Annotated in this window: 42 protein-coding genes, 1 tRNA gene and 1 pseudogene; 3 read left to right on the top strand and 41 right to left on the bottom strand. The window is 57.8% G+C overall.

Going from position 1 to position 26,472, the window contains the following annotated elements:
* Window positions 1-5 precede the first annotated feature (5 nt).
* The 4 genes from G3A56_RS01810 to G3A56_RS01795 form a co-directional block, all read right to left on the bottom strand.
* Window positions 6-410 carry a DUF6950 family protein gene (locus G3A56_RS01810; protein WP_164056080.1) on the bottom strand — a complete coding sequence of 135 codons (405 nt, stop codon included), beginning with the start codon at window positions 408-410 and terminating at the stop codon, window positions 6-8.
* A gap of 4 nt (window positions 411-414) precedes the next feature.
* Complete coding sequence (locus G3A56_RS01805; RefSeq protein ID WP_164056079.1) at window positions 415-1,002, bottom strand: DUF2163 domain-containing protein; 588 nt, start codon at window positions 1,000-1,002, stop codon at window positions 415-417.
* 276 nt (window positions 1,003-1,278) lie between these two features.
* A complete protein-coding gene (locus tag G3A56_RS01800) occupies window positions 1,279-1,932 on the bottom strand; it encodes a hypothetical protein (RefSeq protein WP_164056078.1) in 654 nt (217 codons plus the stop codon).
* Window positions 1,925-4,057 (bottom strand): phage tail length tape measure family protein, encoded by a 2,133-nt coding sequence (locus G3A56_RS01795; protein ID WP_164056077.1) that lies wholly within the window; start codon window positions 4,055-4,057, stop codon window positions 1,925-1,927. Before G3A56_RS01795 ends, G3A56_RS01800 begins: the two co-directional genes overlap by 8 nt.
* A 60-nt stretch (window positions 4,058-4,117) precedes the next feature.
* Here G3A56_RS01795 and G3A56_RS01790 point away from each other — a divergent pair, with 60 nt between their 5' ends.
* Window positions 4,118-4,378 (top strand): hypothetical protein, encoded by a 261-nt coding sequence (locus G3A56_RS01790; protein WP_164056076.1) that lies wholly within the window; start codon window positions 4,118-4,120, stop codon window positions 4,376-4,378.
* On the opposite strand, the gene G3A56_RS29560 is transcribed toward G3A56_RS01790, so the two are convergent.
* The 4 genes from G3A56_RS29560 to G3A56_RS01770 all read right to left on the bottom strand — a co-directional run bounded on the left by G3A56_RS29560 (window position 4,375) and on the right by G3A56_RS01770 (window position 6,075).
* Window positions 4,375-4,677 (bottom strand): phage tail assembly chaperone, encoded by a 303-nt coding sequence (locus tag G3A56_RS29560; RefSeq protein WP_425503359.1) that lies wholly within the window; start codon window positions 4,675-4,677, stop codon window positions 4,375-4,377. The genes G3A56_RS01790 and G3A56_RS29560 overlap by 4 nt on opposite strands.
* Before the next feature lie 74 nt (window positions 4,678-4,751).
* Window positions 4,752-5,138: a hypothetical protein gene (locus G3A56_RS01780; RefSeq protein ID WP_164056074.1), complete on the bottom strand. Its 387-nt coding sequence runs from the start codon at window positions 5,136-5,138 to the stop codon at window positions 4,752-4,754.
* 8 nt (window positions 5,139-5,146) lie between these two features.
* The gene (locus tag G3A56_RS01775) at window positions 5,147-5,635 is read right to left on the bottom strand and encodes a hypothetical protein (protein WP_164056073.1); all 489 of its coding nucleotides are present in this window, start codon (window positions 5,633-5,635) and stop codon (window positions 5,147-5,149) included.
* 14 nt (window positions 5,636-5,649) lie between these two features.
* On the bottom strand, window positions 5,650-6,075 hold the full coding sequence (locus tag G3A56_RS01770) for a phage tail terminator-like protein (protein ID WP_164056072.1): 426 nt from the start codon (window positions 6,073-6,075) through the stop codon (window positions 5,650-5,652).
* A gap of 13 nt (window positions 6,076-6,088) precedes the next feature.
* Between G3A56_RS01770 and G3A56_RS01765 the strand changes: the two genes are divergently transcribed.
* Window positions 6,089-6,283, top strand: a complete 195-nt coding sequence (locus tag G3A56_RS01765) for a hypothetical protein (protein ID WP_162691458.1) — start codon at window positions 6,089-6,091, stop codon at window positions 6,281-6,283.
* On the opposite strand, the pseudogene G3A56_RS29430 reads toward G3A56_RS01765, so the two are convergent.
* The 15 genes and pseudogenes from G3A56_RS29430 to G3A56_RS01700 all read right to left on the bottom strand — a co-directional run bounded on the left by G3A56_RS29430 (window position 6,261) and on the right by G3A56_RS01700 (window position 16,250).
* Window positions 6,261-6,706 (bottom strand): annotated as a pseudogene (locus G3A56_RS29430) (HK97 gp10 family phage protein). The gene G3A56_RS01765 and the pseudogene G3A56_RS29430 sit on opposite strands and share 23 nt — an antisense overlap.
* Window positions 6,706-7,743, bottom strand: a complete 1,038-nt coding sequence (locus G3A56_RS01760) for a phage minor head protein (RefSeq protein WP_164056071.1) — start codon at window positions 7,741-7,743, stop codon at window positions 6,706-6,708. Before G3A56_RS01760 ends, G3A56_RS29430 begins: the two are co-directional and overlap by 1 nt.
* Window positions 7,744-7,746: 3 nt before the next feature.
* Window positions 7,747-7,869, bottom strand: a complete 123-nt coding sequence (locus tag G3A56_RS29275) for a hypothetical protein (protein ID WP_281357747.1) — start codon at window positions 7,867-7,869, stop codon at window positions 7,747-7,749.
* Between the two features lie 3 nt (window positions 7,870-7,872).
* Window positions 7,873-8,223: a hypothetical protein gene (locus G3A56_RS01755; RefSeq protein ID WP_164056070.1), complete on the bottom strand. Its 351-nt coding sequence runs from the start codon at window positions 8,221-8,223 to the stop codon at window positions 7,873-7,875.
* A 9-nt stretch (window positions 8,224-8,232) separates the two neighbouring features.
* On the bottom strand, window positions 8,233-8,583 hold the full coding sequence (locus tag G3A56_RS01750; protein ID WP_164056069.1) for a hypothetical protein: 351 nt from the start codon (window positions 8,581-8,583) through the stop codon (window positions 8,233-8,235).
* Window positions 8,583-9,101: a DnaT-like ssDNA-binding protein gene (locus G3A56_RS01745; RefSeq protein ID WP_164056068.1), complete on the bottom strand. Its 519-nt coding sequence runs from the start codon at window positions 9,099-9,101 to the stop codon at window positions 8,583-8,585. The genes G3A56_RS01750 and G3A56_RS01745 overlap by 1 nt, the downstream gene beginning before the upstream one ends.
* Window positions 9,101-9,331 carry a hypothetical protein gene (locus tag G3A56_RS01740; RefSeq protein ID WP_164056067.1) on the bottom strand — a complete coding sequence of 77 codons (231 nt, stop codon included), beginning with the start codon at window positions 9,329-9,331 and terminating at the stop codon, window positions 9,101-9,103. Before G3A56_RS01740 ends, G3A56_RS01745 begins: the two co-directional genes overlap by 1 nt.
* Window positions 9,331-9,645: a hypothetical protein gene (locus G3A56_RS01735; RefSeq protein WP_164056066.1), complete on the bottom strand. Its 315-nt coding sequence runs from the start codon at window positions 9,643-9,645 to the stop codon at window positions 9,331-9,333. The genes G3A56_RS01740 and G3A56_RS01735 overlap by 1 nt, the downstream gene beginning before the upstream one ends.
* A 27-nt stretch (window positions 9,646-9,672) precedes the next feature.
* On the bottom strand, window positions 9,673-10,107 hold the full coding sequence (locus G3A56_RS01730; RefSeq protein WP_142173786.1) for a hypothetical protein: 435 nt from the start codon (window positions 10,105-10,107) through the stop codon (window positions 9,673-9,675).
* Window positions 10,108-10,828: 721 nt separating this feature from the next.
* The gene (locus G3A56_RS01725; protein WP_164056065.1) at window positions 10,829-11,797 is read right to left on the bottom strand and encodes a major capsid protein; all 969 of its coding nucleotides are present in this window, start codon (window positions 11,795-11,797) and stop codon (window positions 10,829-10,831) included.
* A 115-nt stretch (window positions 11,798-11,912) separates the two neighbouring features.
* Window positions 11,913-12,635, bottom strand: a complete 723-nt coding sequence (locus G3A56_RS28680) for a phage scaffolding protein (RefSeq protein ID WP_246231070.1) — start codon at window positions 12,633-12,635, stop codon at window positions 11,913-11,915.
* Window positions 12,636-12,683: 48 nt separating this feature from the next.
* Window positions 12,684-13,877: a DUF4055 domain-containing protein gene (locus G3A56_RS28675; protein ID WP_246231068.1), complete on the bottom strand. Its 1,194-nt coding sequence runs from the start codon at window positions 13,875-13,877 to the stop codon at window positions 12,684-12,686.
* 158 nt (window positions 13,878-14,035) lie between these two features.
* Complete coding sequence (locus G3A56_RS01710) at window positions 14,036-15,379, bottom strand: DNA-packaging protein (RefSeq protein ID WP_164056064.1); 1,344 nt, start codon at window positions 15,377-15,379, stop codon at window positions 14,036-14,038.
* Window positions 15,297-15,743 (bottom strand): hypothetical protein, encoded by a 447-nt coding sequence (locus G3A56_RS01705; protein ID WP_156393980.1) that lies wholly within the window; start codon window positions 15,741-15,743, stop codon window positions 15,297-15,299. The genes G3A56_RS01710 and G3A56_RS01705 overlap by 83 nt, the downstream gene beginning before the upstream one ends.
* A 303-nt stretch (window positions 15,744-16,046) precedes the next feature.
* Window positions 16,047-16,250: a hypothetical protein gene (locus G3A56_RS01700; RefSeq protein ID WP_164056063.1), complete on the bottom strand. Its 204-nt coding sequence runs from the start codon at window positions 16,248-16,250 to the stop codon at window positions 16,047-16,049.
* Between G3A56_RS01700 and G3A56_RS01695 the strand changes: the two genes are divergently transcribed.
* Window positions 16,249-16,728 carry a hypothetical protein gene (locus G3A56_RS01695; RefSeq protein WP_164056062.1) on the top strand — a complete coding sequence of 160 codons (480 nt, stop codon included), beginning with the start codon at window positions 16,249-16,251 and terminating at the stop codon, window positions 16,726-16,728. The two genes, G3A56_RS01700 and G3A56_RS01695, sit on opposite strands and share 2 nt — an antisense overlap.
* 37 nt (window positions 16,729-16,765) lie before the next feature.
* Here the strand turns inward: G3A56_RS01695 and G3A56_RS01690 are convergent, their stop codons facing one another.
* The 18 genes from G3A56_RS01690 to G3A56_RS01605 all read right to left on the bottom strand — a co-directional run bounded on the left by G3A56_RS01690 (window position 16,766) and on the right by G3A56_RS01605 (window position 26,317).
* A complete protein-coding gene (locus G3A56_RS01690; protein WP_035227771.1) occupies window positions 16,766-16,957 on the bottom strand; it encodes a hypothetical protein in 192 nt (63 codons plus the stop codon).
* Window positions 16,958-16,987: 30 nt separating this feature from the next.
* The gene (locus G3A56_RS01685) at window positions 16,988-17,338 is read right to left on the bottom strand and encodes a DUF3307 domain-containing protein (protein ID WP_035227769.1); all 351 of its coding nucleotides are present in this window, start codon (window positions 17,336-17,338) and stop codon (window positions 16,988-16,990) included.
* 277 nt (window positions 17,339-17,615) lie between these two features.
* Window positions 17,616-17,693 (bottom strand) — tRNA-Met (locus G3A56_RS01680).
* Between the two features lie 77 nt (window positions 17,694-17,770).
* Window positions 17,771-18,685 carry a hypothetical protein gene (locus G3A56_RS28535; protein WP_210255065.1) on the bottom strand — a complete coding sequence of 305 codons (915 nt, stop codon included), beginning with the start codon at window positions 18,683-18,685 and terminating at the stop codon, window positions 17,771-17,773.
* Window positions 18,682-19,161 carry a hypothetical protein gene (locus G3A56_RS01670; RefSeq protein WP_164056061.1) on the bottom strand — a complete coding sequence of 160 codons (480 nt, stop codon included), beginning with the start codon at window positions 19,159-19,161 and terminating at the stop codon, window positions 18,682-18,684. The genes G3A56_RS28535 and G3A56_RS01670 overlap by 4 nt, the downstream gene beginning before the upstream one ends.
* Window positions 19,115-19,495 carry a hypothetical protein gene (locus G3A56_RS01665; protein ID WP_164056060.1) on the bottom strand — a complete coding sequence of 127 codons (381 nt, stop codon included), beginning with the start codon at window positions 19,493-19,495 and terminating at the stop codon, window positions 19,115-19,117. Before G3A56_RS01665 ends, G3A56_RS01670 begins: the two co-directional genes overlap by 47 nt.
* Entirely contained in the window at window positions 19,492-19,761 is a 270-nt protein-coding gene (locus G3A56_RS01660; RefSeq protein ID WP_164056059.1) for a hypothetical protein, read from the bottom strand. The genes G3A56_RS01665 and G3A56_RS01660 overlap by 4 nt, the downstream gene beginning before the upstream one ends.
* Window positions 19,758-20,102 (bottom strand): hypothetical protein, encoded by a 345-nt coding sequence (locus tag G3A56_RS01655; RefSeq protein ID WP_164056058.1) that lies wholly within the window; start codon window positions 20,100-20,102, stop codon window positions 19,758-19,760. Before G3A56_RS01655 ends, G3A56_RS01660 begins: the two co-directional genes overlap by 4 nt.
* Window positions 20,099-21,511, bottom strand: a complete 1,413-nt coding sequence (locus tag G3A56_RS01650; RefSeq protein ID WP_164056057.1) for a DNA cytosine methyltransferase — start codon at window positions 21,509-21,511, stop codon at window positions 20,099-20,101. The genes G3A56_RS01655 and G3A56_RS01650 overlap by 4 nt, the downstream gene beginning before the upstream one ends.
* Window positions 21,512-21,590: 79 nt before the next feature.
* On the bottom strand, window positions 21,591-21,872 hold the full coding sequence (locus G3A56_RS01645) for a hypothetical protein (RefSeq protein WP_164056056.1): 282 nt from the start codon (window positions 21,870-21,872) through the stop codon (window positions 21,591-21,593).
* The gene (locus G3A56_RS01640) at window positions 21,860-22,063 is read right to left on the bottom strand and encodes a helix-turn-helix domain-containing protein (protein WP_052817745.1); all 204 of its coding nucleotides are present in this window, start codon (window positions 22,061-22,063) and stop codon (window positions 21,860-21,862) included. The genes G3A56_RS01645 and G3A56_RS01640 overlap by 13 nt, the downstream gene beginning before the upstream one ends.
* The gene (locus G3A56_RS01635; RefSeq protein ID WP_164056055.1) at window positions 22,060-22,263 is read right to left on the bottom strand and encodes a helix-turn-helix transcriptional regulator; all 204 of its coding nucleotides are present in this window, start codon (window positions 22,261-22,263) and stop codon (window positions 22,060-22,062) included. Before G3A56_RS01635 ends, G3A56_RS01640 begins: the two co-directional genes overlap by 4 nt.
* Complete coding sequence (locus G3A56_RS01630) at window positions 22,256-22,846, bottom strand: hypothetical protein (RefSeq protein ID WP_164056054.1); 591 nt, start codon at window positions 22,844-22,846, stop codon at window positions 22,256-22,258. Before G3A56_RS01630 ends, G3A56_RS01635 begins: the two co-directional genes overlap by 8 nt.
* Window positions 22,815-23,177, bottom strand: a complete 363-nt coding sequence (locus G3A56_RS01625) for a hypothetical protein (protein ID WP_164056053.1) — start codon at window positions 23,175-23,177, stop codon at window positions 22,815-22,817. The genes G3A56_RS01630 and G3A56_RS01625 overlap by 32 nt, the downstream gene beginning before the upstream one ends.
* Window positions 23,167-24,162, bottom strand: a complete 996-nt coding sequence (locus G3A56_RS01620; RefSeq protein WP_164056052.1) for a DNA-methyltransferase — start codon at window positions 24,160-24,162, stop codon at window positions 23,167-23,169. Before G3A56_RS01620 ends, G3A56_RS01625 begins: the two co-directional genes overlap by 11 nt.
* Entirely contained in the window at window positions 24,159-25,553 is a 1,395-nt protein-coding gene (locus G3A56_RS01615; protein WP_164056051.1) for a DEAD/DEAH box helicase, read from the bottom strand. The genes G3A56_RS01620 and G3A56_RS01615 overlap by 4 nt, the downstream gene beginning before the upstream one ends.
* On the bottom strand, window positions 25,550-25,894 hold the full coding sequence (locus G3A56_RS01610; protein ID WP_246231066.1) for a hypothetical protein: 345 nt from the start codon (window positions 25,892-25,894) through the stop codon (window positions 25,550-25,552). The genes G3A56_RS01615 and G3A56_RS01610 overlap by 4 nt, the downstream gene beginning before the upstream one ends.
* Before the next feature lie 15 nt (window positions 25,895-25,909).
* Window positions 25,910-26,317 carry a hypothetical protein gene (locus G3A56_RS01605; protein WP_246231058.1) on the bottom strand — a complete coding sequence of 136 codons (408 nt, stop codon included), beginning with the start codon at window positions 26,315-26,317 and terminating at the stop codon, window positions 25,910-25,912.
* Window positions 26,318-26,472: the final 155 nt, after the last annotated feature.

Below are 26,472 nucleotides of genomic sequence, written 5' to 3'. Positions count from 1 at the left end.
GACGATTATCCGATATGAAAGGCGGCGATGACTTCCCCGAGGCCGTAATCCTGCCGGCCGTCGGGTGTTTTTGTGACGAAGCGAATACCGAGACAGACGCCGACATGCTCAGCGCCATCAGCAAGACGAAGGATGACCAGATCCCCCAGCCGCGCCTCTGCGGCGCCCTTTGGCTCTTGTTCAAGCTCTGCGGTGAAGAATGTCACCAGAGACTTGTGTCCCCGCTTCCTGAGGGCCTTCTGGGCGCCTGCGAGGGTCTTGTAGCTACCGATATACTTCTTGGCCGTCTCTGCGCCTGTCAGCGCGTCAATCATTGCACAGCCCATGAAGAAGCAATCGGCAGTGCCATACGCATACGGCTTCGCAAGCTCCGCGTTCAGCGTAGCTTCGACAATTCGGAAACGGTTCATGTGGTCAGCCTTGCCTCTGGCCCCATTCCTCAGGAATGCTGGCGTTGGTGGCCACGTATTCGAGGCCAGTGTCTGTAGGGCTGTTGTCGAACTGCTGCTCAGCGATCGAACGCTTGACGCCGGTAGATCCGCGCGCAGAGCGACCGGGCGGCTGCAAATCGATCTCCATCGTCAGCGTGCGCTCCGAGCCGGTCACTGCGCCCTTGTTGTAGCGCACCTGATCGATCTCATAGATGGACGATGCGAGGATGCCCAAGACCTCGTTCGTGTTCGGAACACCGCAGAGATGGGCAATGATCACCGGCGAGTTCTGGTAGTCGAACTCCTCGATCTTCGCGACTGCATCGTCGGGGTCGGTAACCGGAATATCCGAGAACGTGATGGTGCGCGTCGTGACTGCCGTTCCCACCGCCGACGTCATGCTGCCGATATCCAGAAACCGGTTCGGCAGATACACGAGGCCGTTGTATGTGTAGGACCGGCCGCCGCGGTGGTAACCCACCGTCTTGCCGGGGAGATCGAAGCGGATCAGATCGAGGCGAGCGATCCTGCCTTTTTCAAGCTGCGCTGTGACAACGGGATCAAGGCTCATGGCACCGCCTCATTATAGCATCAGCGATCGCAATTGCCGTCGAGACCGACATGTAGTGCGGCCCCATCTGCTGCAGGGCTCTTATGGCGCATGCTCTGCGCTCCGCCAGAACTGGGTCCTGCGTGTCCTCAGGGATAACCGAATTAATCTGCCCGATTTTTTCCTCGACCCTTGGCCGAACATGCTCGAACGGATCGTAATTTGCCGTGATGTATCGGACATCGACATAGACATCGCAGGCAGCCTCCGACACAGCCAACGTTTTTGGAGTATCGCTCATGATACGAAGACCTCTGTCGCGCTAAATGATGGCTCGCGGTTATCCCACGACTTCGCGCCGGAATAGCTGTCCGGGTCGATCTGCATCGTGCACGACGGCTTTTCGAAGTGAACCGTCGCACTGGAGGTGAAATGATCCCGGTCGACCGGATGACGGACGTTGAGAGTGACAAAGCCGCCGCTTGAGGCCGTGGCTGGGGCGACAACCCGGTGAAGTGATCGTTTGAGGACAGACATCCTCAGTTCAACGTAATCGCCAGGCGACAGGATGAAGCCGGCAGGAAGCCCGCCAACGTTCAACTGCGTCGTTCCTGTGATCGCCTGCAGATAGGCATCGCCGTTAAATGCGCCGCCAGCCGCCTTGGTCCCGGACAAGGGCGAACCGGTATCCATTGCGATAGGTCGCGGGCGGAAGACGTCATACCCGAGGAACGTTTCGCCGTCGTCGCCCGCCTGCATCATGAAAGCATCCATCAGGCCGAACTTGGCCTTGTCCAGCCACGTGGCCTGATAGGTTGCCCGCCAGTACGGAGTGCCGAACGACTGCGATTCCGTCCTACGCCCTTCCATGCGGTTGATGCTGCGAGGCTGGACTGGATCGAAGGTGCATTCCTTCCACCCAACGGACGGGAGCGAAACAGGATCAGCCATTCTGCGCCTGCCCGTTCTGATAGAGGTTGTTTTTGTTCTTGTTGTTCTGCTTCACGATCTGGACCGTCTGGCCCTGCGCCTGTTGCAGAATTTGCCCGACCAGCTCCGGCGAAAGCTGGATCATGACTACCGACTGACCACCTGCCTGCACATTGTTGTTTGCCGGTGTCACCGTGGCCGAAGAGCCAACATACCCGCCGACTGCGTACCCCTTGGCGCTGCGATGCATGGCATCGAGGTTGCCAATGCCGATCCTGTCGGTCGCCTTCTTGGAGAAGACGTATTCGCCGCCGTGTACGACGCCAGCCACAGCCTTTGCAGATGCGTTGCCAGTATATCCACCGTCAGCGAACAAGCCGCCAGATAGCCCCGCATAGGACGAAGCGGACTTTCCCCCGAACAACCCACCAAAAAGGCTGGACAGAAAGCCACCGCCGCCAGACGAGGAACCGGCATTCGACACCTTGAAGATGGCATCCATGACGTCGTTGAGCAGCTTGTCGGTGATACGATCGAGGACGTTCAACGCCGCGTTGCTGAACGATTCCCAGAAGCTCTCGCCATTCTTCAAGCCATCCCGAAGGTCGTTGATGAAGCCCGCCGTCGTGTTCTTTACGAAGTTGACCGCTTCCGTCGCCTTCTTCGTGGCTTCCGTCAGCCGGTTCTGTTCGACAACAGCCTGAGCATAGCTTTCGGCCTGCGCGCTGATCTGAGCCGTCAATTCCGGCGTGATCGCCTTCTTGTCCTTCTCAGCGGCCAACAGTAAGTCAGTCTCGACCTTTGCTTTAGCCACAGCATACCCGTAATCGCTCACCAGCGGGTTCAGGGTGGACTGAGCCGCTGTCTGGGCTTGTAGGGCGCGCGTCTGCTCGGCGATTGAGGCAGTGGCTGTCTCGTATCCGCTTTGCTTTGCGGTCTTCGTGCGCCCACCTCCAACACTAGGCAAACCCTCCAGTTCGATAAGAGGACGACCCGATGGTGTCGGAGCATCACGTGGCGTGAAGTCTTCACCCGAGTAGAAGCGCCCGTTCTCAGAGAACAGCGGGGACAGTTCTCCCAATTTCGGGCCATTCTGTCCGACAAGCAAAGCCTGCACCGCGGCCTCCCTGAACGTAGCAGCCTGCCGCGTGGCGCCAGCGATCGTCTGTGATAGGTCGTTGAACGCCGTTTCGAAGCCACTGAGCGCCGGAACGCCAGTCTGCGAGATGGCACTGGCAAGAGCGTCCTGAACGCGCTTCATAGCGTCCAGATCCTGCCGCCCTTCAGAAACCGCCCTTGTCACGTCCTCCCAGGCTTTCTGGAAGGAATAGATGGTCTCGCTCTCTGCGCCTGCCTGCGTCATAAGGGAAATGGTGTTACCCATTTCGACGTTCAGATTATGGACCTGCTGACGAGCCAAGTCCCACTGGTTATCAGCGAGCGTATTGGTCACGTTGATTAGGTCTGCGGCACTCTTCGCGTCCTTGAGCGCTGCGACGTAGGCCTGGAGCGCTGGAACTGCCTTACCCCATTCGTCAGCAACAGCTTCGATAAGACGCGCCTGCTCTTCGGCAATCTTGTTGCTCTCTGAACCTTTGGACATCCATTCGGTGAAATAGGATACCGCAGCGCTACCAATCAGCACAAACGCAGTCGTTGCCAAGCCGAGAGGGCTTATCAGACCGGTGATTGTCTGCTTGATGGCCGATAATACGCCGTTGAGCTGACCGCCATTCTGCGTCACCTGTGGCAACTGTTGGGCCAGCAGCATGAAAGGCGACTGCCCCATCGCCATCATCGTGACGATATCCTGCATCTGATAAGAGAGGTTCTGCACCTGAGCGCGAGCAGCACCGGATGCCTGACCGAGGGACTTTACTCCAGAAGCGCCCACAGACCCCGCACGCTGTGCGGCGAGAGAAGCAGCCGCGAGTGCCTTAGCGGCTGCATTTGACGTCTTCTCCACGGTGCCCATAGCCGCAGCCATGCCCGCAATCTCAGATGTGGAAAACTTGCCTGATGCGTCAGAAAGCCCAGCAGCAGCACGCTCAGCAACACGAGAAGCATTCGTGAACTGTTTCAGGTCGTTGGTTGCGCTCTTGACGCCGCCGGATTGGACCTCGATGCCGAGCTGCGCGATATCCATAGGGCTTTACCTTCCGGCGTTTCAATGCGTATGGTTCCGGCAACCTCAGAGGGAGCCAGAATGGACGGTTGGTTGAAATTTCTGATTGCTACTGCCTGCGTCGTGATAATCGCGGGAGGCGGGTATTTCGCCTGGAGTGAGTACCAGCAGAAACAAGCCGCCGAGGCAGCTTCACAGGAAAGAACAATGGTCAGTGGTTGCCGCGCCACACTGACGCGCGAAGGCTCGCCAGCAAAGGCTTTGCGCGATCATTGCGCCGCCAATGGGTACATTACTCGTGAACAGGCAGCAAAGGCTGACAGAGGCGAGTTCACAAACTAACCCGCCGCCCTCGCCTTCCGCTGCACCTCCATCTCTTCGGCCAGCGCGTTCCGGTATCCGTCATCCATTCGGATCAGGATTGCGACTTCCTCGCGCAGAAGCATCTCACCGGTCATGCGAGACCATGCGGCTATTTCGGGATAGCTGATCGCCTGCGGCCCATTGGCACCGTGCTGGCGTCTGGCATGCAATTGCCAGTACCAAGCCCAGATATGCTCTATGTCCTCGCGGATGTCCGGCTCGTCGGGGTTCTCGTCAGCCTTATCGAAGCGCTCGTTGAACTCGCGACGGGTGAGAATGACTTTCGTCTTCGGCCCGTCGTTGAGTTCGTATCCGGGGGTCTCCCACTTAGCGATCTGGGAGACTGCGGCGACTAGCTCGTCGCCGACTGCTCGAAAAAAGCGGCTTCATTCCCCAGAGCGAGATCGATCTGCTTCGCCAGCGCTGGCACCTGAAGCAGCTTGCGCTTGTTGGCGGCGTTGCAGGCAGGCTTCTTGTCGCCCGCCAGGCTGGCATCACCGGTGAATTCCCAGCCGACGATAGCAGCCGACAGGATCGCTACGGTGTTGTCGTCAATCCTCTCGGCGGTGACATTGTTGCGACCGCCCCTGAGTGCCTTGTTCTTCAAGGTGCGCTCGACTGCCTTCACCTCGTCGCTTTCGAGGCTCTGCAGTTCGACCTTGACGCCGAGCGGCGCATCGGTGCCGGGGTGCTTCAGGTCGACCGTGATGGTGTTCGGGGTGAGTTTCAGAAGGTCCATTTGTCACCTTATGGCGTGTTGACGGGGGCGATGAAGAGCGGGCGCTGATCCGTGAAGGCCACGGTGTAGCTTTCACGAACGAAATCATCCGTGCCACCGCCGAGAAGCTGCGGGCCAGTTACCGGACCGGCTGCGTACATGATGGTGTTGGACCAGTCTTCGGACGGCGCGTCGGCATACTCGACCTTGACCGCATAATAGAACTTGGTGATAGCGGCGGCGCGGATGGCGATCTGGCCGGGATCATCGAAGATGCGCGCGACTTCGATCGAAAGTTCGCCGGCATCTTCAACGCCCTTGGCCTTGGAGCGAACGTCGGTATCGAGCGTGTCGTAATTCACGATGTTGGGCGCCGAGCCGTAGTCACCCAGGTTGCCAACCGACTTGATCTCGGTGAACGTGAGCGCGCCAAAAGCAGCGGCGTTGAGTGGGAGCGTAACGGGCGCAGTGCTGATCGACACTTTCGTGCCCGCCAGCGTGGTTTTGATGCCTGCCATGGGGATATCCTTTCCTATGCAAAGCAGTGATATCGGACCGTCACAGGCACCTGCACACGGTCGGTTTCTTGGAGTGGTGAGGCGGCGTAAGGCTTGCGATCGATGATGATCTTCAGGCCATCGGCGTTGAGCGTGGTGCCTTTGGCGAAGTGGGCGATGATCTTGTCTGCGGCCTCGAGCGGCTTGATATGCCCGGCGCCCTTCTTCCAGAAGACGGACACTTGCAGCATGCCACGGCGCTGTTCCTGCCCCGCACCTAGTTCACTGTTGGTGGTTTCATTGGGCATGAAAAACGCAGCAAGGTAATTGTCTGGCTTCGTCTGACCTGCGGCGGGGAAATCAACCCCCGGCATTACGATCTGGAGCGCGGGCGAGAATGAAAGCGTTTTAAGATGCTCGATCAGCGCAGCAAGGATTGTTGCGTCCGTTCCCGTCGCCATGTATTCAACCTCTATGTCCGAAAAGCCGCCCCTTACAGACAGCGAGATATACGACCGCCTGCACGAGGCGTATCTGCTGTTCAATAAGCAGACCGGCGAAAGCTCATTCGGTGACAACACCATCAAAGCCGCGCGCTTGGCATTGCTAAGCCTTCAGGCGGCGATGGTGAAGAAGTCAGAAGACGCTAAAGACCAAACGCAGCCTTAGCCCTTGCGGTGTTCCTGTCTACGATCTGTTTCCAGTTCTGAGCCGCCATGCGCACGAAAGCATCGGGCGGCTGCCCATTAGCTCCGTATTCACGATAGCCAGCGTATGCAGCCGTGTAGCCGAAATAGAGCGTGTCACCGAGCGATGATCCGGCGATAACTGCCTCAATCTCAGCGAAGCTGGCGGAGTATGTCTGTCCCCCACCGGGACCGATGCCCGATTGATTGTGGGCATGGCAGTCGATGAAGCCAGCAAGGAAGCACGAAGGAAGCCAGTGTCGACGCGCATCCGCCCGCCTTGCGACGTTGGGGTCTGCATTTCCGCCACGACTTCTTGCACGCTCTCCTTGAAGACCGCCTCCGTCGCGCCTTCCACCTTTTCGGCCCACGCGGCTATAGACGAGCCGAAAGAAAGCTTTGCCATCAAACCAGCTCCGCCTTGTATCGCCTTGCTGCGCCGCCGATGTAGTCGACCTTGTACTCCACCCAGCACCGGCACCCGGAGATTTCACTGATCGGCGCCTGTCGGTCGCCCGGATATCGCAGCAAGGCACCAGACGGTGACTGGAAGCTCTCGTCTATTCCGACGGTCTTGCCATTCAAAACCCGGTGCGTATGCCGGACCCGATTGTCACCCGCCGAGTGCCACTTCTTCGTCACATCCTGCGCGGCTACCTTGCCGGCGGCGATTTGCTGTCTCAAAGCTTCATCGCGAGAAGCACCGAGCGCCATCATCGTTTCTGTTCTGGCCAGCATTTCACCGCGCAGCAACAGGTTCTTGTCATTTAGCCTGGCAATGATCCTATTGAGCGTTTCTGTCGGGATTGGTTTCCCAGCACGAATTGCGGCGAGCACAGTGCCGTCGAAACGCTTGTCACGCGTCTTGAGCGTCAGATACTGCCGCATAAGCGCCGGATCGCCAGACGACAGGTTCACCCGCGCCCGCTCGATAAACTCAATCTGGTGGCGTGTGAGGCCGATTACGCCGCCTTCACGACGCTTGGTGACTGCGTTCTGCCGCCCGACGATATCCAGAGCCGTTGACCGAGGGTTGGCGCCACGTACGAGCCCCTGTTCGAGCGCGTACCTGATGCCGTCACGCTGATCGTCGGTTATGTGCGTCACCATCGTTGAGGACAGCTCGCGAAGAACGCGCTCTGCCTCCGGGTTTCGCACGCCGAAACGCCAGATGACACGATTACCGTTCGGATCCGTCACTCTAGGCAGTTCGCCAGTGAGATTGACGCCACCTGCGTTAAACGCCTCCTGCAACGCGATTTCCAAGGCACTGAAAGCATCGGCATCAATCTGCATGGCCTCTACGGCGCCGTTGATGTCGCCGCGCTCCAGACGATCAACGACGCGAGCAAGGATGATGCTCGACTTGATTGCGTCTATAGCCTCTCGGAACGCAGCCGCAAGCCGTGGCTCGTACCGGTCGAGCAGTTCGTCAAACGTCATGCCTCACCCCATTATCCAGCCACCAGCGGCCCAGCCAAGCCTTGCAGCGCATGCAATGAGGAAGCCGATGATCACGCCGCGCACGAGAATGCGGGCTGCGATCGATGGCGGCACGTTGTCGTTCAATGGTTATTCCTTGAGCGCTCGCTGCGCTGCATGGATGGCGTCATTGAAGACAAGATCATCATCGCCCTTCGATCCAGCCTTGATGTGATACATGGAGTGACCCACGAGTTCCCCGACAAGATCGAAGCACGATTGCCTTTCCTCATCGCGAATGGCTGTGATGGCTGCCCGCGCAATGATCCGGTAGCTTTCCAGATCGTCAAGTTCAGCATCAAGAAAGCGATCCTTGCCGGGGTTATCCCGTTCGAAGCGCGCTCCAGCCTCTGGCTCGATGTAGAGATTGACCGGCATATCAAACTTGTCAGTCTCGGCTTTGATGGCCTTTGCCACCCTGTCGATCATCGTTTCAGCCATGGTCTTGTCCTATCGCCTTCCCTGAACCTCGTAATAAACCACAATACCAGCCGGTGACAGCGGCTTGAGGTTCTCGATGGCGTAGACCTCCCCGGCGGCGACTACCTTGTCGCTCTCGGCCAACGTGATGTTGAGGCCGGCCGTCGATACGTAGATCATCTTGTCCGTCTTGCGGATCAGCGTGCCGTCCACCTTGGCGTCGTCATATTCCAACGTGACCAGCGTGCACGGATAGTCCGTCTCGGTGATCTCGGGGTCGTAGTCTGGCCCGGTCTTAACCGCGCGGCGGATTGCGCCAGGCATTCCGAACTCGGCAATCATTTCCTCTGCGACTTCCCGCATTTCATCGTAGAACGTCATCAGAACCGCTCCAACTTGAACGTGCCGCCCTTGCCGGGATCGGGCGTTATGATGCAGCGTAGGACGTCCTCAACTGCGGTAAGGACCGGCCGCAGGCTTTCAATGGTGATCGGGACGCCTTCTTGCGGACTGAAGAACTCGCGCTCGATGCTCCCGACCTTCTGGCGCTTAACGGATTTGCCGAGCGTCAGTGTGGGGGTGGATGATCCCGGCGCCGCCAGTTCCGCCAATGCCAAAGCATATGTTGCGTTCTCGACTTCAACCGGCGTTTCGTCTTCCGGTATCGGCTCATTCGAGCAGAGATCGACGGCGCCTGTGCGTGGCCATGCGCGCGCCTGAGAGCGGCTTACCTTCTTGCCGGGAAAGCGAGGGCCATAGATGCCGTCAATCGCCTCAGAAGCCCGCAGGAGCGCAGCCTCTCGCTTGGCGTCATCAACCCCTGCCGCAGTCCACGCCGCGTTTCCACGGCTGTCGTGGTAGGCAAGAGCGCCGGCAAGGGTGCCGTAGTTGTCAGCCATCAGTCTACGTCCCCTGAATAGTCACCGTTCATCAGTTTGTGCTTGAACGTTTCGAGAAGCCAAAGCACGTCGCCGCCATCCTTCAGGCCGAGCGTTGCGCGGGCATCAAGATTCCCGTCCTTGTCCCAACCGATGATGATCACCTGGTCGTAGACGCCGATGGCCTGTTCAATGACGTTATCCGCCTTCTTGGCCGCGTCTGCCGGATAGAATTTAACGATATCGGCCATCAGGACAGAGCCTTGACGTTTATCTTGTGGCCTATACCGGGCGCCACATGAACCATGATGCCGGGGGCGACGGGATAGCCTGCCGTGGTGTCGGAGGTGGCCGCCGCAGCGGCAGCATCCGGTGTGTTGCCATGAGCCACACGAACCACGTTGCTCTCGCTGCTCACAATCAGGATCATCTCTCCCGCCTGTGAAGCAGTTGTTGTGGTTCCAGGTACGGCCAAAACCTCGGTAGCGCGGCAGTAGCCAATGCCAGGAGCAGCACCGACGCCACCAATGCCTCCCGGTTTGAAGAAGGATACAACGACACTCATTGATGGCTCTCCTGCGCTTTGTGAGGATTATTTGTTGCGTTCTTCGCGGCTCAGGTCGCGCAAGGCGGCAAGATCTTCGATGTCGTTTGTCGGGTCGAACTCAACTTCCATCGCGGACAGATCGGCCTCAATCTCGCGGCGGGAAAGACCGTTGGATGCGGTTTCCTCCTGATGGGCGGCGGCATTGAGAGCGTTGAACTGCTCGATGAGCTTTTTGCGGCCAAGCCGGGGATGCGGAGCCTCGCCGGTTTCCTTGGTGATGATTTCGCGAAGCTGTTCGTCGGAGAACTGCTCGCCGCTGTCCGTGCCGATATCCGCGGCAGGATTGCAAGCTTCTGGCGCCGATTTCACATCCGGATTGAAGCGGGCGTCGATGATCTTGTAACCGGCCTTCCGCAGTTCAGCCTTCCGTTCCGGGGAGACCGGATGAGGCTCATAAGCGATCTCGCGTTCTTTCGTCATTTCTCGTCTCTCCATAGAAAAAGCCGCCTCAGAGGGCGGCCAAATGGGAAGTAATTCAGTCCAATCTATTCCAACCACGACCACGCATGATGAGACTGGATCATACTGACGTGAGGGCGCGAGATGCCAAATTCTTCTGCTATCTCTCGCTGTGTTTTCTTGCCCTGCATGTTTCGAATTTGCCGAACGCTGTCTTCGGTCAGTTTCGATGCCCACATCCTATCACCACGGTCATGGGTTCCATGCTCAACGCGGTCTGCTTGGTTGTCTGTCTTCGTCTTCCAGACAATACAGTCCGCGCCGAAGCATCCTTCGTGTCCAAGCCCGCATTTGTGCGCAGCGTCATGATCTGGTGTTGGGGCTGGACCGTGTACAATCTCGCAAACGACCCGGTGAAGGTCTTTTACCTTCCCGTCGCACTGGATGTGCCCATAACCGCGAGAGTTTCTCGCGAAAGGCCATTTAGGGCAGCCATCGTGCATGTGATCCAACATATACTGCCACGGCTGTCCGCGCTTTGGGTAGCGCCTGGCTGCCATAGGGTCACCATGTCTCTTCAATCGGGAGAGGTGCATCACACATAGGCCGTGGCCTTTGTGCTTATTGCTGCATTCAGGAATCGAGCATATACGGGAAACAGCCATCACGAACCTCCAATGTTCGGGCTTGGTTAGAACCCGCCAAATGTTGACGCATCCGGCGGGTTCGCTGTTTCTACCACTTACTTCGTGGGGTCGCCAATCGTAATCACCCCTGCGGTGTGTTTTATGTCACTGGCGATTTTATCCCAGTTGGTGCCGGTCGCGAGTTCCGCGTCGGTCGGGGACTTGCCGCCGTTACCCTCATCCCAGGTGTAGCCCTTGAGGCCGAGGCCGAAGGTGTAGTCCACCTGCAGCGTCGTCTCGATGCGGGTCTGGCCGTTCTTCGTCTCGATGTTCGAGATAATGTCGCGGCTGTCAGACACGGTGGCGGCGTTGGCGACCAGAGACAGCACCTTGATCTTGTTCGGCGTGCCAGCCTCGTAGAGAGCCGGAGCATCGGTGACGATGACCATCTTGCCGAGGATATCCACGACGCGAACGTTTGCGGCCTGGAAGAGCTGCTGTGCATTCGCGAGGTTGAGGCCGATCAGCTTGTGATAGGCCGTGCCGTTCATGACCTGGGAGATGAGATTGCCAGAATGATCACCGAACTTAGCGTGAGCGTCGTTCATGGTGATGTAGCTGACACCAGCGGTGGCTGACACATCATTAGTGGCAGCCGCCTGATTGCTGATAGCGGCAACGAGTGCAGCCACGGCAGTGTTTAACTGGTCGCGGAGAAGGGCTTCTGCGAAGTTGCGGGAAGCAACCTCGATACCTTCTGCGGTCGGCTTGTCCAGCCAGGTCATCTGCGACGGCTCATAGCGAACGGGGCCGAAGCCGCCGGCAACCTTGACAGACGAATGCTTGAGCTGTGTCAGGTCGGTGGCAGAAGCGCTGGCCTGAGCAGCATAGCGGTCAACGCGGCGCTGGGCGGAGTGAATGGCAGCGTAGAACGATTCCTGAAGGAAGTCGCCTTCGAAGCCTTCCGTGGTCAGGCGGATAGCACCGCCGGAAGCCGCGTTGAACTTCTCGACCATCTGGGCAAGCGTTTCGATGGTCGCGGGCATGAAGTATTTGTTGAAGACCTGCATCTGCGAAAGAGACATGGTCGTTTCCTTTCTGATTTCCGTGATGGTTGGGTGTGATTGCGGGCATTGCCCAGATGCCCGTCACCTCATTGAGATCACGGGAGAGACGCCGCTATGGGCGAATGGTCAGGTGTCAGGCGCCTTCGCTCAGTTCAGGGAACTTTGCGGAGATTGCGGCAGCGCGGGCCTTGGCGTCCCCGCCGAAGTCACCCTTCACCTGCTGATGTTGGTGGCCGTTCTCGTTGCCCTTGGCATTGTCGCCTTTGGCAGGTGCCACGAAGGCCTTCCCCTCATCACCTGCGGACCAGCGCTTGACGGCTTCGGCAATGCCCATGGGGCCAAGGCCGATATCCATGGAGGCTTCATCCGTATCCATGGCCACACGCGGCTCCAGAAGCGCACGGGCGGCCTTTACGAATGTCGGGTTGGTGATGCCGGAGGCTGAGAGAGCATCTGTCAGCGCCGCGTTGACGGCGGCCTTTTTGCCCTTGGTGACTTCGCCTTCGAACTTGCCTTTCCACTCATCGCGTTCGGCTTCGAGGGTCTTGCGAAGCTCGACAAGCTGGCGCTGGTGCGCGGCGTCATCGGTCTTGCCGTCCTTCAGCTTCTTCCACGTCTCCGGATCGAAGTCTTCGGGCGCCACCTTCTGTTTCGCGGTGGAAAGGTCAGTCTTGGCGGTTGCCAGATCGGCCTTGGTGCGCTCATAGGCGTTGGCAAGAGGGAGAACGTCGCGGTGACCGCGGACGCTGTCGGCGTCGGTATCCAGATGGAACTTGCCATCGGAGTGTTCGACATAAAGGGACTTGATGGCCTCCTCGACATTGTCGAGCGAGTCCAGAACGAGTTTCAGGGCCATTGGCCTTTTCTCCTGCTGGTGGTTGATATGGCCGCACTACGGCCGATGTCAGGCTACGGCTGCGAGCCGCTCCTCTTCCGCGCCTTCGGGGTCGATAAGCGCGTATTCCTCATCTGCGTCACGCTCCGACGAGAATATCCCGCCTGCCTGGCCGCGTTCATAGAAGGTTTCCCAAGAGATACCGTTCTGGGTGTATACCGAGAACAGTTGTGCGAAATCCGCCGGCGACATGGTGCTGTCGAGAAGGTCTTTCGGAGGGACAACCACTATCTCTTTGTCTTCCAGCCCCTTCATCCGCGCTGCGGCCTTCAGCCCTCGCTCAAGCAATGCGGCGGACACCTGCGCAACGCTCATGAGGTTTGCGGTCTCGCTGGCGAAGCGAAGCTTGCGCGCCTCGCCGCTCTCTTGCGTTGACTGCTGTTGTTCGAACAGCCGGGCGCCAGCCATAACAGCGGCTTCCTTCTGCTTCTCGATCGCATCCTCATGTTTCTGGATGCCTGCACATGTCGGGGACACGTATTTCAGATCAGGCGTCATCGTGTCATTGCCCATCATTTGATGCACGACACCAGCGCCAACGGTCTTGGGTGCCTCGCCATTGATGGCCACGAGTGTCTCTTGGCCCGACATGTAAAGCTGCCAGCGCCAGTCAGCGGAAAGCTGGTAGGCATTGATGATAGCGTTCGCGATGCCAACCAGTGGCGGGGTTTCTACCGCTGGAACAACGTCACGGGCATTGCCGACGAAGAACGGCACGAAGTCGAGACGGCCACCGCCGAGCGCCACCGGTTCGGAGACAGCCACTGTATCGAAACTCTCGCCCTCATAGACCGTCGACACATAGTATCCGTCCACCAAGTCCAGAACGCGGAACTTCGGGTTATCCTTCCACTCGAAGCCTGAACGTTTCTTGCCGCTCTCATCCAGCACGAAAAAATCGCGATCCCAATTGATGATGCTGTCACCGGCATATCCAGCGAGGAAAGGCTCTCCTCCTTCTGCCGGCGCAGTCGTCAGCACCCCATAGCGGCCCAGCCAGAGCAGATAGCGGGTAATCCGGCGGTGGAATGCCTCTAGGCTCATTCCTTCGCCGTCGGCGTTCTCCCAGATCGAGGAAAGGCCATCAGGAATGGTGATCTGCGTTTCCTTGGCATGGATGATGCCGATCATCGCCGCGACAGATGGCGCCAGAATATCGGGCACTATAGCGCGGCGCTTGTAGGCCTTTTCGTACGCCTCCATGCCGCCGTCATCCATTGACTTGAACCCGGACGGCATCGGCAGATAAGTTTCTCCGCATCGCTTGACGGCTCGCGCGCCCTGCATAGTGTCGCGCATCAATCGCCAATCGGCTACCCGATCCGGCGTGATATCCGGGTGTGTCGTTTTAACGTCTTCCATCAAATCAGACCCGATACCCTTGTTGTGGTGGATGACGGCTGTACGCCAAGCATCAATTCAGTCAGCGCCCACACCAGCGCGTCGAGCCTGTCAGGCGACGGCATGCCGGAAAGCGGTTCCCATGTGCAAAGCTGATCTTCCAATGTGGAGAGGTTCGCCCCCACATGCTTGACCTTGCCTTGTTCGTATAGCGCTGCCACCGGCTCGGCTCGTGCTGCCTTGCCTCTCGATGCATAAACAATGGTGATTGGTGCAGCGGACCACTCCGTCTTTATCGTATGGCGGACCATCTCGCCGCCCTGATTGCCTTCAGCGACGAACCGATCTGCCCCAAGTTCTCGAAACATCGAGACCGACTTCTTCGCCCAATCGCCCGGACTGTACCTGCCAGAGCCATCATTGAGCACATAGCCAAGACCATCACGACCGAGGCCAGCAGCAACGATGCCCGTCTCTGCACTGTCTTCCTTGTTGGTGGTTGCAGGATCGATCGAAACAACGATGCGGGCCATCTCTGGCAACGCGCCCTCGTGCCTGGCATCCTCAACCATCTGGCGCGTCCAAAGAGCGCCTTCAGCCTCTTCCATGACCTCCGCATACAATTCCTGCCGACCGAGCCGCGTGCCTTCGTACTTATCCCTCACAGCCTTGAGGAAGGTTCCGGCCAGGTTCGCAGCGTTATCGAATGTCGATCCTCGCGTCACAACCGTCTTGGGGTCGTTGGCAAGGGTCTTGAATATCTTGAGCGGTTTAGGCGTGGTGGTGATCAATGCCTGCGGCTTCACCCCGAGGCGAAGGCCAAACATGAACATGTCCCATGTGTCCTGCAGGTACTTCCACGCCGCCAGCTCGTCGCACCAGCCTACCTCATGCTGCGGGCCACGAAGTCGTTCCGGTTCCTCAGCAGAGAAGCACGTCGCCGTCGCGCCATTCGCCCAAGTCAACCGGCGCTTTGATGGCTCGTAAGCCGGCCGCCCAAGGTCTTCCCCCGAGTATGTCTTGTCGCCAGCCCAGCAGACGGACAGAAGCCCGCTCTCCCCTTCGACCATAACGTCTCGCGCGTCTGAAGCCGTCGGCGCGATCAGAGCGATACGCCCCGCCCCAGCCTTCACACGCTCCCTCACCCATTCAGCACCAGTGCGAGTCTTTCCGAACCCTCGTCCAGCCAGGATGAGCCACACCAACCAGTCACCATCCGGTGGCAGTTGGTTGTCTCTGGCAAGAAAGCCCCAGTCATTGACCAGAGCCTCGCATTCCGCGTCAGTGAGGCTTGCTAGTACCGACGCTCTCTCCGATACCGGAAGCAACGCGATTGATCTGATGTTCAAGCTTTGCCCGTGCATCTGATATCGTTACGTCCTGCTTCACGTTGGCGGTGATGTCCTGCTTGTCGGTCTGGTCGAGATATTGCTTGCCCAGCCATATGGCCATGCTCGCATTCGTATCTGCCATCTTGAACTGCTTGCGTCGAAGTGACTGCCGGCCGGTCTGCATTCCCGCTTCCAGAGCGTCAGAAACTTCCTGATGCTTTGCCTTGAACGCAATGAACGTCTGATGGCTGACACCCAGCACTGCGGCGCATTCTCTAGTGGTGCATTGGATCTCGCCAAGCCCGCGAATGATCTCCAACGTCGCCTCATCTGGCGTCAAAGCCGGTGGCCTACCACCCTTGTTTGGCTCGCCGCTCTTTTTCGTGTGGGTGGTCAAGAAACCTGCTCCTCAGATGCCTTCATCTCACGCACCCCCGCTGGATAATCAGATACCCTGCAGTCCTTCGCTTGCCGCTCGGGTCAACCACCTGCCATTGAATGACGACTGGCGCGCGATCTACGATGCATGGCCGGTTCGGCCGGATGGCGACGGTTTCCGATTCCACTGGCCTATCGAGCCTCGGCAGATATGCGACCTGCTTTGCGTCAGACGGGCGCCACAGCACAAAGAGAACAACAGCAGCCATTAGACCACGATTGATGATCGAGCGCATCAGCGGGCTCCTGTGGGCGAATACGGTCAATGTCTGGATACGACCACGAAGCCGTTTGTCATCGCGACTTGGCGCAGTGTCATTTCTGGACCGATCGCCAGAGGTTCGCCCTCGTCGTCAAACAGTGCAGACCTGATATCGCCGTTGTCGTTTATCTTGCCGATGTATGCCGCGTTGGTTGGTTCAAGGAACCGGGTGCAGGCTTGCTCGCGGGCGTCGTCGGCAGTCATGGCTATTGCACCCTGCCCGGCCGCCGTGCTTTTCTGGATGCAGGCATGGGTAACCTTGGGGGCGAACTTGAGTGATGAAGCGCGGGCAGATGCCCTTGAGAAAGCATCTATTGACGCATCGGTGGAAGGCCTGAAGGCACTGCTCATACTGAATGGAGGAGCGTGCATCGCGCTCTTAGCGTTCCTATCTGCCACCATGGGCAAAGAACACACCATAAAGAAAGAGGCGGCTTTCGTATTGGGTGCAACGGAGGCGTTGGTATTCTTCGCTGCCGGTGCTTTTCTAGCGGTCGTCACCTGCGTTTTTGCGTACTTGGCTAACCAAGCCTATTCCTCGCATCTGCGCGATAGGAATTACTATGCGCGCTATTGGGGCTACGGAACAGCTTGGACGAGAGCTGCTTTGGTGACCACCGTCCTATCGCTTGGCGGTTTCGGCTGGGGAGTCTACACGATCTATTCGCATATCTACCAATAGGCTCTCCCGCTCTTGCTCGGTGGTGGTCATGGGGTGGCTAACCGAACACTTCGGGATGCAGGCGCCGCGCAGAATGCTCAAGCCACGGCATACGCCACACGATGGACAGGCGTCCGATCTGGACCTTCATCGCGTTAGCAAGACGGAATTTGGCAACATAACTGTAGCTGCCCCACTCAAAACGGATCAGGCCAGCCTTTGGCAATTTCTTGCGCTGTTCGCGTGTCATCGCTCTCTCCATGTGGGCGGGTGAATGGGGTTAGGCGTACCGGATGAGAGAAAAAACAAGGAGCGCGCCGGCATAAAGAACCTTGCAGCCGATATGCACAGCCTGATCGAAGTTGTATCCGAAGTCGCCACGGCATTTCCGATAGTCGGTGATGAAGTGGACGATTAGCTCAACGGGGAACAGCCACCAGTTGCCGGTGATGATCTGTACCGCCGTCGCATGGATAAGCGCATGCCCGAACAGTGCCAGCGGCCAGATGCGCTCACCCGGCACCAGATCAAGCGTTGCGTTCTTCGCCTTGCTCATCCAGTCGCCTTGAAGGGCGTAGTCGAGAAGGAAGTGCGCCGCGATCATGTAGACCAGCATTTCGAGAATGTGCATCGTCACGCCTTATCTAACTGGCTGATTGAGAAAAACACCAGTGTTGACCCAACTGGGAACAAAAGCCCCAGCATAGATGAACCATTGACGTAACTGTCGAGCACGGCAGCAGCCATGAACATCACCCCAGCCCAAAAGATCAGCCTCGGTATCGCCATGATGCCTTGACCTCGGTACTATCGGTATTTCCGATTGTACCCACTGGTTGTGTCGGGACGGCCGACACCATCTCCTGAATCGATAAGCCCCACCTTGTTACGGGCGGGGCTGGTGAAACTGGTTGCGGTGGCAGGATTTGAACCTGCGGCCTCTTGGTTATGAGCCAAGCGAGCTACCGGGCTGCTCTACACCGACGTGAATTGGCGGGACCGCTGAGCGCATCAATCTCAGCCTGTGCGGTGCGAACCCTCACGGTATCGCCGGTCCAAATGGTTATGCTGCTTCCAGCTTGGCGCGCCGTCGTGCTTCACGTTCGGCGGCCGTTGTGATATTTGCGGGGCTATTCATCGGCGTTGCATGCCGGTTTATCTCTTCATCCCGCCCACAAACCGTTGACGTTATCGATTTGCATGAGTGTTTTGCCTCTTCGTGTGACACATGTAAACCGGCACAATCACGCAAGATAATTGCACGCTTGCGCAACTTCGTTTCAACCTCTTGCAAGGTTTTTGTAATTTTACGCAATATCGTTCGTTTAACCCATGCGTTTTTGTGAGGGCTACGGCGGTTTCTGTTCTCGATGAAGCGCTTAAATTCCCATCCTTTTGCCTTCACTTCCGCATAGGCAAGCAAAATCTTGCGGTCTTCATCATCAAACACCAACGACACCCAGGAGAAAGCCTCTTCCATCCGCCCGATACGAGGCCTGCTGCACTTCGCCCTGCGCTCGGTCAGATCGTTGACCGCTGCATGGCGCTGCCGGGTAATGTGCTCTTCTCCCGCGACAAGCTCCACCGTTTCATGCCCACGGATCTCGGTGCTAGTTGAGGATGTTTCAGGCCACGCATTTCCGAATAGCTTAGGACCGGTGGCGATCGGCAAAGCCATATCCGTCTCCATGGCCTCAATAAGCCGTTCCAAAATGACAGCCTGTGGTTCCGTTATCGACATGCCGATATCGGCTTCCCGGATAATGTTGCCATCCATGTCGCCAGTCCAGTCTCTCCCGTCTGACTTCCATCCGCGTGGCTCGCCAATGCGGTTTCCGTCTCGGTCCACCTGGTATCCGATGTAAGTCCAGAATTGATCCCGACGCCCGGTTGTTGTGTCGATGAGCTTTTCTCTCCTGACAATAAACACCCTGCGTCCAGCCATGTCGAGGTAGCTCTGTTGCTCGGAAATCTTCATGCCGCGTGCTCCTGTTCAATCATAGCGTCGGCCAACAGCGTGCCGATCTTTTCCCATGTCTTGCCCATTCGCCCGTAGCTCCCATTTACGAGGCGGTGAGCGCGTTTCTTGATGTGGGCAAGGTCTACGCGCCCGAACTCCTGAATTACGTCTGGCGCCTTCCTGTGGGCCATGTGAGCCGATATGAACCGCCATACCGACAGGATAACCACGTCATCAAAGCAGGTTGGGTTACTTGTCTGAATGCAGCGGACCACCAGCCCTGTCAATTCCATGTCTCTTCGCATCAGGCGAGCCACTGTTCTGCCTCCATAGACGACGTTCGCCGGCCGGTCTTTCCACCCTCTGGCATCGGTATAAGGAAGAACCTTGATGCCGTATCCTTCAAGGAAGCGGTGCACGTTGATGCCGTTTGGCGACCGTGGGCGCTTAGCGATTGTCTCGGGGAACAGATCGGCTGCCGGATGGCTGGTCATTACGCCCTCGCCTGCCATTCTGGCCCGTCAATGAACTCCACGCGGGCATGGTGACCCTCGCCCCTGTAATGGTCGTGCGGACAACACATCCCGGTCTGGATAACGGCGTTACGACGCTGCCCATCTCAGGAGGCTTGACCACAGGGTTTTCCCGCCTGACGTGATTTCTGCGATACGGGAAGCGCTTTCGGTATGTGTCTATCATGCCGCGCAGTTTCTGCGGCGTCATGCCGAGCCGTTCAGCGATCACTTCGACTTTCTGCCCGTCGCACCACATCTGGGCAGCCAGTGTTATGTGTTCTTTGCTGTGCTTGGGTTTGGCTGCTGTGGTCATGCTGCGTCTCCTTTCCCGTAACGAAGAAATTCCACTGCACGATGGAGGTGACGCTGCACCACGACGTTATCGCTCTTGAGCCGCTTGATCATTTTCCACGCCACACAGGCTCCCTGTCGATCCGTGGTGAAGCAATCGCCGCCGTTGGCGCACTTGCCTTCTGCACCGCACTCCCACGGCGCTCCGCTCTGGCAGGCCACCATCGCCTTGCCCCATTTCTCATGGTCTTTGGATGCGAGCCATGCTTCGACCGGTCTGTCGCTCATGCCGTAACCCCCTCCACGCTGATCTCTTTGCCCTTGCGTTGTGCCTTCTCGACAATGGTTCGCTTATTGCTGCCCTTGGCTTTGACAGATGGAGCCAGATTGAAATGTGCGTCGGCTGTTGCCTTGGCCGCAAATACCAGGGCGCCGTCGCGTCTCATTACCCGCTGCTCGACGGAATACAGAACCCGCCACGCTGCTACCTCTGCTGCAAGCTCTGTCGAGAACTTCGCTACTCTCCCGCTGGTCTTCACCACTCGGAACGATGCTGCCCACACAGGCCGGTAATGGGCCTCGTATTCATTGCCGGTTGGGACGGCTTTTGCTGCAGATTTGTTCGTCATGCCGCCTCTCCTTTCGTGATCTTCTCCACCATCTCAATCCGCCGGCCGATCCAGCGCATCACGTTTACCGCCATAGAATTCCCCAAACTTTTGTATCGAGGCCCGTCGGGCGACGTGTCTTTCTTGCCCCATGGGACATTGGTGAAATTGTCGGGAAATCCCTGCAAACGCTCACATTCGGTCGGGGTCAGTCGGCGGACGGCCCAATCCTGAGCGACATACGATTGTTGTTTCATGCCGGGTTCTGCGGCGAGAGCTCCAACCACCTGCCCGTCGCCACCGAACAGGCGAACCTCGTCACGGGTGTTCTGAGCGAAAGCCACAGCCGGCGGGTGCGCACCTGATGCGAGAGGATGACAAGGGTCTCCAATCTGAGGATTGCTGTAATTGGCCTTGCTGGTGATCTGCGTTGTATCGAAAGCAACGGCTTGCACCTCTGATCGAGCTTCCAGCGTGTAGGAAATGCCTTCCTGAACGCCAACGCCGTCAGGGCCACTGTTTGGGTTCTCGCGCAGGGCGCCTGCCTGTATGGCAACAGGCACAAACTTTCCACCGCGTTGATTGAATATGTGCTGATCTTCAAGCCCCATCTTGTCACCATAATAGGTGTCGAGTGTCGGAGAGACTTGAGCCGGCCAGTCACCTGTTATCATGCCGGGGTTTACGCCTGCTCCGCGACTGCGCGCAGCGCTCGCATCAATTGTTCCGGCAGTTCCTTCCCCCGGTTCTCGGCGCGGCGCAGAATCCCCGCGCATGCCTTGGGGCTCAAGTAATACTGCTGCGGCACGTCGCCAGTCTCCAAGATATCCGACAACGAACACACGCCGTCGTCGCTGAGGGACAGCCCGTCCAAAGCCGTCCACTCGGACATATTGAGCGTCAAGAACTCGGTAGGCGAACCCATACCCGCATTCCCGAACGAATGAGAGAAAGGTCGCAAAATCGCTTTCTTCAATCCATTCGTCTCCGGCTTCGCGTCCTTCAATTCCTGACTGAATACCGCCTTCACCGTCCTCTTCATCCGTGACAGAGGAAACGACACCGGGGACGTTTTCCCATACGATCCAGCGGGCGCGCAGGCGCCGAGCCAGGCTGAGATACTCAAGGGCGAGGTTACCGCGCGGGTCATCCAGTCCGAGACGCTTTCCTGCGACCGAGAAAGACTGGCAGGGTGTTCCTCCCACAAGAAGGTCGATTGGTCCTGCATCCGCGCCGATCTGCGTGAAGTCGCCATAGTTCGGTATCCCGTTCTTTGCCAGCGGTTCTCCTGGCATGTTCGATCCGTAGTGATGAGCGAGGACGGCCGAGGGGAAAGCCTCGATCTCGCTGAAGAATGCCGGCGTCCATCCGAGTGGATGCCAAGCCATGGTCGCGGCTTCGATGCCGCTGCACACTGAGCCGTATCTCATGCGAAAAGCCCCCTGCTATTCACTGCCTTCTCAAACGCCGGCCCAAAGCTGGTGCTTGAGCCGTTCCATTGGATGGGGGTCATGCAGACGCTCCAATCTTGCCTTGAAGCACCGCGAGTATCTCGCAGCTATCGCTATTCATCGTGGCCGAGTGGTAGACGTACCATTTGTCCCACGCCTCCACCCCTTCCGAGCCATCGAACTTGAGCCAGTAGAAATGGCTTTCGTCACGGTTCAACATGAGCGCGTAACCCTCCGGCATAGACCGAATGCCAAGAGATTTGTCCCGGCGCGTCGATCCCAACGCTTCGTGCTCGGAAACCTGAGCCTCTAATCGTTCCTGAATGGTCATTGGATCCATCCGTTTCTCATGGCGATTGCGACCAGTTCAGCCGTTGTTTTCGCGCTTGTTTTCAGACGCGCTCTCTCAAGGAGCCTGTTGAACAGATTGATCGATGTATCGAGCTTGAACGATGCCTGCTTGGCAGTCAGCCCATTGGCAATAGCCTGAACGCATTCGATCTCTCGATCTGTGGGGATTCTTTCAATCATTCGAGCCATCCTTTACGCAGAACGAAGGCGACGAGGCCGTGCATGTTGTGGGTGCCGGTCTTGTTGTAGGCCGCAGCGATATGCCGGGTGACCGTCATCTTGCTGCGATCCAGGATAAGCGCGATGTCCTGGCAGTCTTTTCCATCCGCCAGCCAGCGGGCTACACGAAGCTCTGTTTCGGATAGAGGGCAATCACACATGGATCACCACCGATGCAGGTACATGCTGCCTGTTGTCGCCCCAGATTTGACCGTCAGTTTCCGCGCTACCGGCAGGCCCATACATTGAGCCAAGCATGGTATCGACGGGACCAAGGGACCAAAACCACGTCGAACCGGCTGGGTATTTCTTCCGACTGGACCGAGCTTTCGCTTGATCGAGCGTCACATGCTCGATGAACGCACGATTTTCCTTGAATGCCCGGTTCAGGTGAACCTCTCGCCAATCGGTCCAAGGCCGGGTCACTGGCTGAGCCGCGATAGACTTTGGCCGGTTCAGCGCGTCGAGACGTGTCTGCTCACTGCGGACATAAGAGGCCAGTTCGGGAGCCTTCGGACAAAAGCTCTTGCTGGCATCTTCGATCTTGCCTGCGCGCAGGTTATTGACCGTGTTCCAGATAGCCGCCTCGCTGCACTCGGAAAGAACCTCGCAATAGAGCTGTAGGATGGCCATTTGCCGTTCGCGAGGATCGCCGTCGGCCCCATCGTTTGATGCGCGGACCGGCAACGCCACCCACAAGGATTTCAGCGCCTCAATGGTTGATGGTCGGAAGCTTGCGTTCATAGTAGCCCTCCATCAAGTCGTTGGTGAAATCTGCCATGTCGCCTGTCCGGCGTTGCGGCGGCTGGTGCGGGTGGCGCTGGCCAGTCTTGGCGAGTTCGTTGAAATACCAGTTGGCCTTGAAGCCCTGCCACGACATAGAAATCTGCATTTCGGCGGCCGCCACGGCATTGCCCGTGATCTGGTATTCCTTCACGAGTAGCTTGGCGGCATATCCGGTCAGCGGGGATTTCTTCGTGTGCCGGCGGAACTCAACAATGGCCTTCGCCAGCTCATCGCCAAGGAACGGCTGTAGGACTGCGAGGGCGTCTTTCTCGGGCCGGTCATGCGACACCTGCCATATCGAACAGCGTGTCAGCTGGTTGAATATTCAATTCGGCGATGTTCTTGACTGCCTGTCGAAAATAGGACGGCTTCAACTCGAAACCCAGTCCTTTTCGGCCGAGCTTTACAGCGGAGTAAACTTCGCTTCCAATGCCAAGGAACGGTGTCAGGACTGTCTCACCCTTTGCCGACCAAAGATCGAGGCATCGCTCGATCACGTCCAGCTGTAGCGGGGATATGTGCTGTTCGTCCTTCTCATCGCGACCGGCGCGATACTGCAGGGTGTTCGTCTGGTTGATGTCCATCCACACTGGCGAAGCGTACCGCTGCCATACGAGGATTGAACGCCACTGCTCGAAGGGCCAAGCCTTGCGGCCTTCGGATTCGGTTTGCTTTCTGTGCTTTTCATAGGCCTCACGGCTGATGTCGAGGCTGTCATCGCCAGACCACCGGTCAAACATTCCAGCGACGGGCGCCTCGTTGTCCCCCGGCTTGCGGAATGACACGATATAATCAGCAAGTCCCATACCGCTGATCGTGCTGTCCTTCGTGATCTGCTTGTGAAGCAACCGGATAGATTTCGTGCGCTGCTGAGCGATAACCGGGTCTTTCCAGATGCAAACTTCGGAATGGAAGATCCACCCGGCGTCCTCGTAGGCTCTGACGATTTCGCCCCGGAAGTCCCGCATGCCGATAAAGCCATGTCGTGTCTTGCTGGTGGGCAGTTGCATGCAGTGAACGGAATGTATGCGGCCCGGCTTCGTCACCCTGTAGAGTTCGGAAATCAGGAATGCGTAGTGCTCCCAAAACTGCGGGCCGTCATTGTTCGATATATCGCGGTCGTAGTTCGAGAACTTGTAAAGCCCCTCGAATGGCGGGCTATGGATGCCGAAATGGACGCTATCACCGGGGACGCCACGGATAAGCTCGCATGCGTCGCCCTGATAGATGGCGTATCGATCGGTCACAACCTGGTCGACGGCGTTGATAGTCATGCCGCGCACTCCCCTATCCATGTTGGAATTTTCATCGGTATGGTTGGATTGTAGTCAGGACGATCACGAACAGATCCGCGCACAGCTGCACTCGAAAGGTCTGCCATGTGCATCACCATCGCTGCGGCCATCCGGTCCGCGTCGATTTCCTTCCGACGGAGGTTTGCTACGGTGGCGCCCTCCATTTCAGATGCGATGAAATGGACATTGACCGGCTTCATCTGCCCAAACCGCCAGAAGCGACGGATCGCCTGATAGATTTGCTCGAAGCTGTCATTCAGCCCGACAAATCCGGTATCTGCGCAGTGCTGCCAGTTCATTCCGAACCCGGCGATCGACGGCTTCGTGATCAGCACGCGAATGCGACCCTGCGAGAAGTCAACAAGCTTGCGGCGCTTGTCGTCGTCTTTGTCGGCCCCTGATAGATTGACCGCGCCTGGTATCAGCTTTGCGAGGGCCTCAGCTTCGCTGTTCAGATTGCACCACCATACGAAAGGTCTATCGGCCGGCGTCATGGAGGCGGCTAGCGCCACGCGCTCGGATACGCTGTCACGGCGAGCCGCAATGCGTTCTTGCAGCGTGCGGGCTTCCATGGGGAAAAGGAGGCCGGTATCGAGGCTTGGGGCGTATTCCACTCCGACAGTGTGCTGGTGGTAGTTCAGCGGCGGAAGATCGTAGCCGGCATTGTCATAGCCTAGATCGGAAGGCTTCCGAAGCATCACGGCCCACGAAGCCATCCACTTCCAGAACTCGCTCTCAGCGTGCCCTTTCAGCCGCCATTTCTGCGTATCGCCTCCGTCGTGTGTGAAGAACGTCGCAAGCATGTCGGTATACGACATGACGCCGAGGAACTCCGCATGATTGCCAAGCTCCATGAAGTCGTTCGGCGCCGGAGTTGCCGTTGCTGCCAGCCTGAACGGTATCTTCGAGCACTCGGAAATCAGCTTCGTGCGGTACTTGCCGTCCGTGCTTTTGAGGATGCTGCTTTCGTCCAGAACGACGCCACCGAACCGGGACAGGTCGAAGTGATCCATCTTCTGGTAATTGGTGACGTTGATCCCCCATCCTTCCTCGGGATGGAACGACACCAGATTTGCCGCCATGCCGAATTTCTCGGCCTCGGTAATGTGTTGCTCAGCGACGGCTAGCGGCGCCATGATAAGGACTGGCTTACCTGTGAAGTCGAAGACCTGATCCGACCATGAAAGCTCCATGAGCGTCTTTCCAAGGCCAGTGCCGGCAAAGATAGCGGCGCGACCGCGGCGCAATGACCACTGAACGATATCGTGCTGGTGAGGCTTCAATACCGACGGCAGGGACAAAGCTTCACTGATGCCTGTATCAGGATCGGTGATCTTCTTGCGATCGAGGAACTCTTGATACTCGCTCATGCCGTCGCCTTACTGGCGATCGATATCGCCCAATCTTGCGCTTCCAAAGCACTGCCGATGCGAACCATCTTGCCGCCGCGCCAAAAGTCGTTGAAAGCCTGCTGATTGCTGTTGAGGTCTTTGCCGTAGGCTGTGCCATTCGTCTTGCATTCGACCAGATAGTTTTTGCCACGGAAGCCGACGAGCAGATCGCAAGGCTCATTCAGGCGAAACACCGAGAACCCGCACTGCTCTAGCGCCGTGACGATCTCCGGTTCGCTGGCGTCACGCTTTGCGGCGCGACGTGCGAGGCTCATACCCCGCTTGGGCTTCACGCCCTTTTTGTATGTCGCCGCCTTCATCGTGACTTCCTCTTCTCAAACCTCAGACGAATCCATTCCCAAACCCGCCTGAGCAGGCTTTTCGTCAGCCGTTTCATGATTGCCTCGTCGTTTCAGGCGATCGGCCTTGTACCGATCCGCCGCTTCCTCGTTTTTCTGGCAAAGGTCTTCGTATTTCTGGATGCCAAGCATGAGGGCTCGATAGAGCGCACCGCGCACATCTTTCTTGCCACTGGACTTGTATTGAAGGTCGAACAGCCACGTCTCAGGGACACCGATGTTATCGGCTACTCGCCCACGGGCAGACTTTTCACGATCGCCACGGCCCCTAAATTCCAAGGCCATAAGCTTGTCGTACCAGTCTTTTGCTTCGACTAACGCAGTACTAGACATTTCATCCTCTGAAACAAAATTTACGTTTCGTGAAAACCTATTGTCAGACATTCTTCATCCTTTGTGCGAGGTTGGCGGCGTCAACGGAGGCCAACATGTACAAAGGCTTTGAAACTGATGGAGACGGCGGCACAGATGCCAATCAAACCGCCGTCTCCGGCCCGCCGCGCAAAGGCGGTTTTGTTCCCCTTGGTGTTCCCCTCGCC

Origin of the sequence: Rhizobium oryzihabitans, from assembly GCF_010669145.1 — a bacterium.
GTDB classification, from domain to species: domain Bacteria; phylum Pseudomonadota; class Alphaproteobacteria; order Rhizobiales; family Rhizobiaceae; genus Agrobacterium; species Agrobacterium oryzihabitans.
Note: the sequence above shows the minus strand (reverse complement) of the source record. Positions and strands in the feature narration are given on the sequence as shown.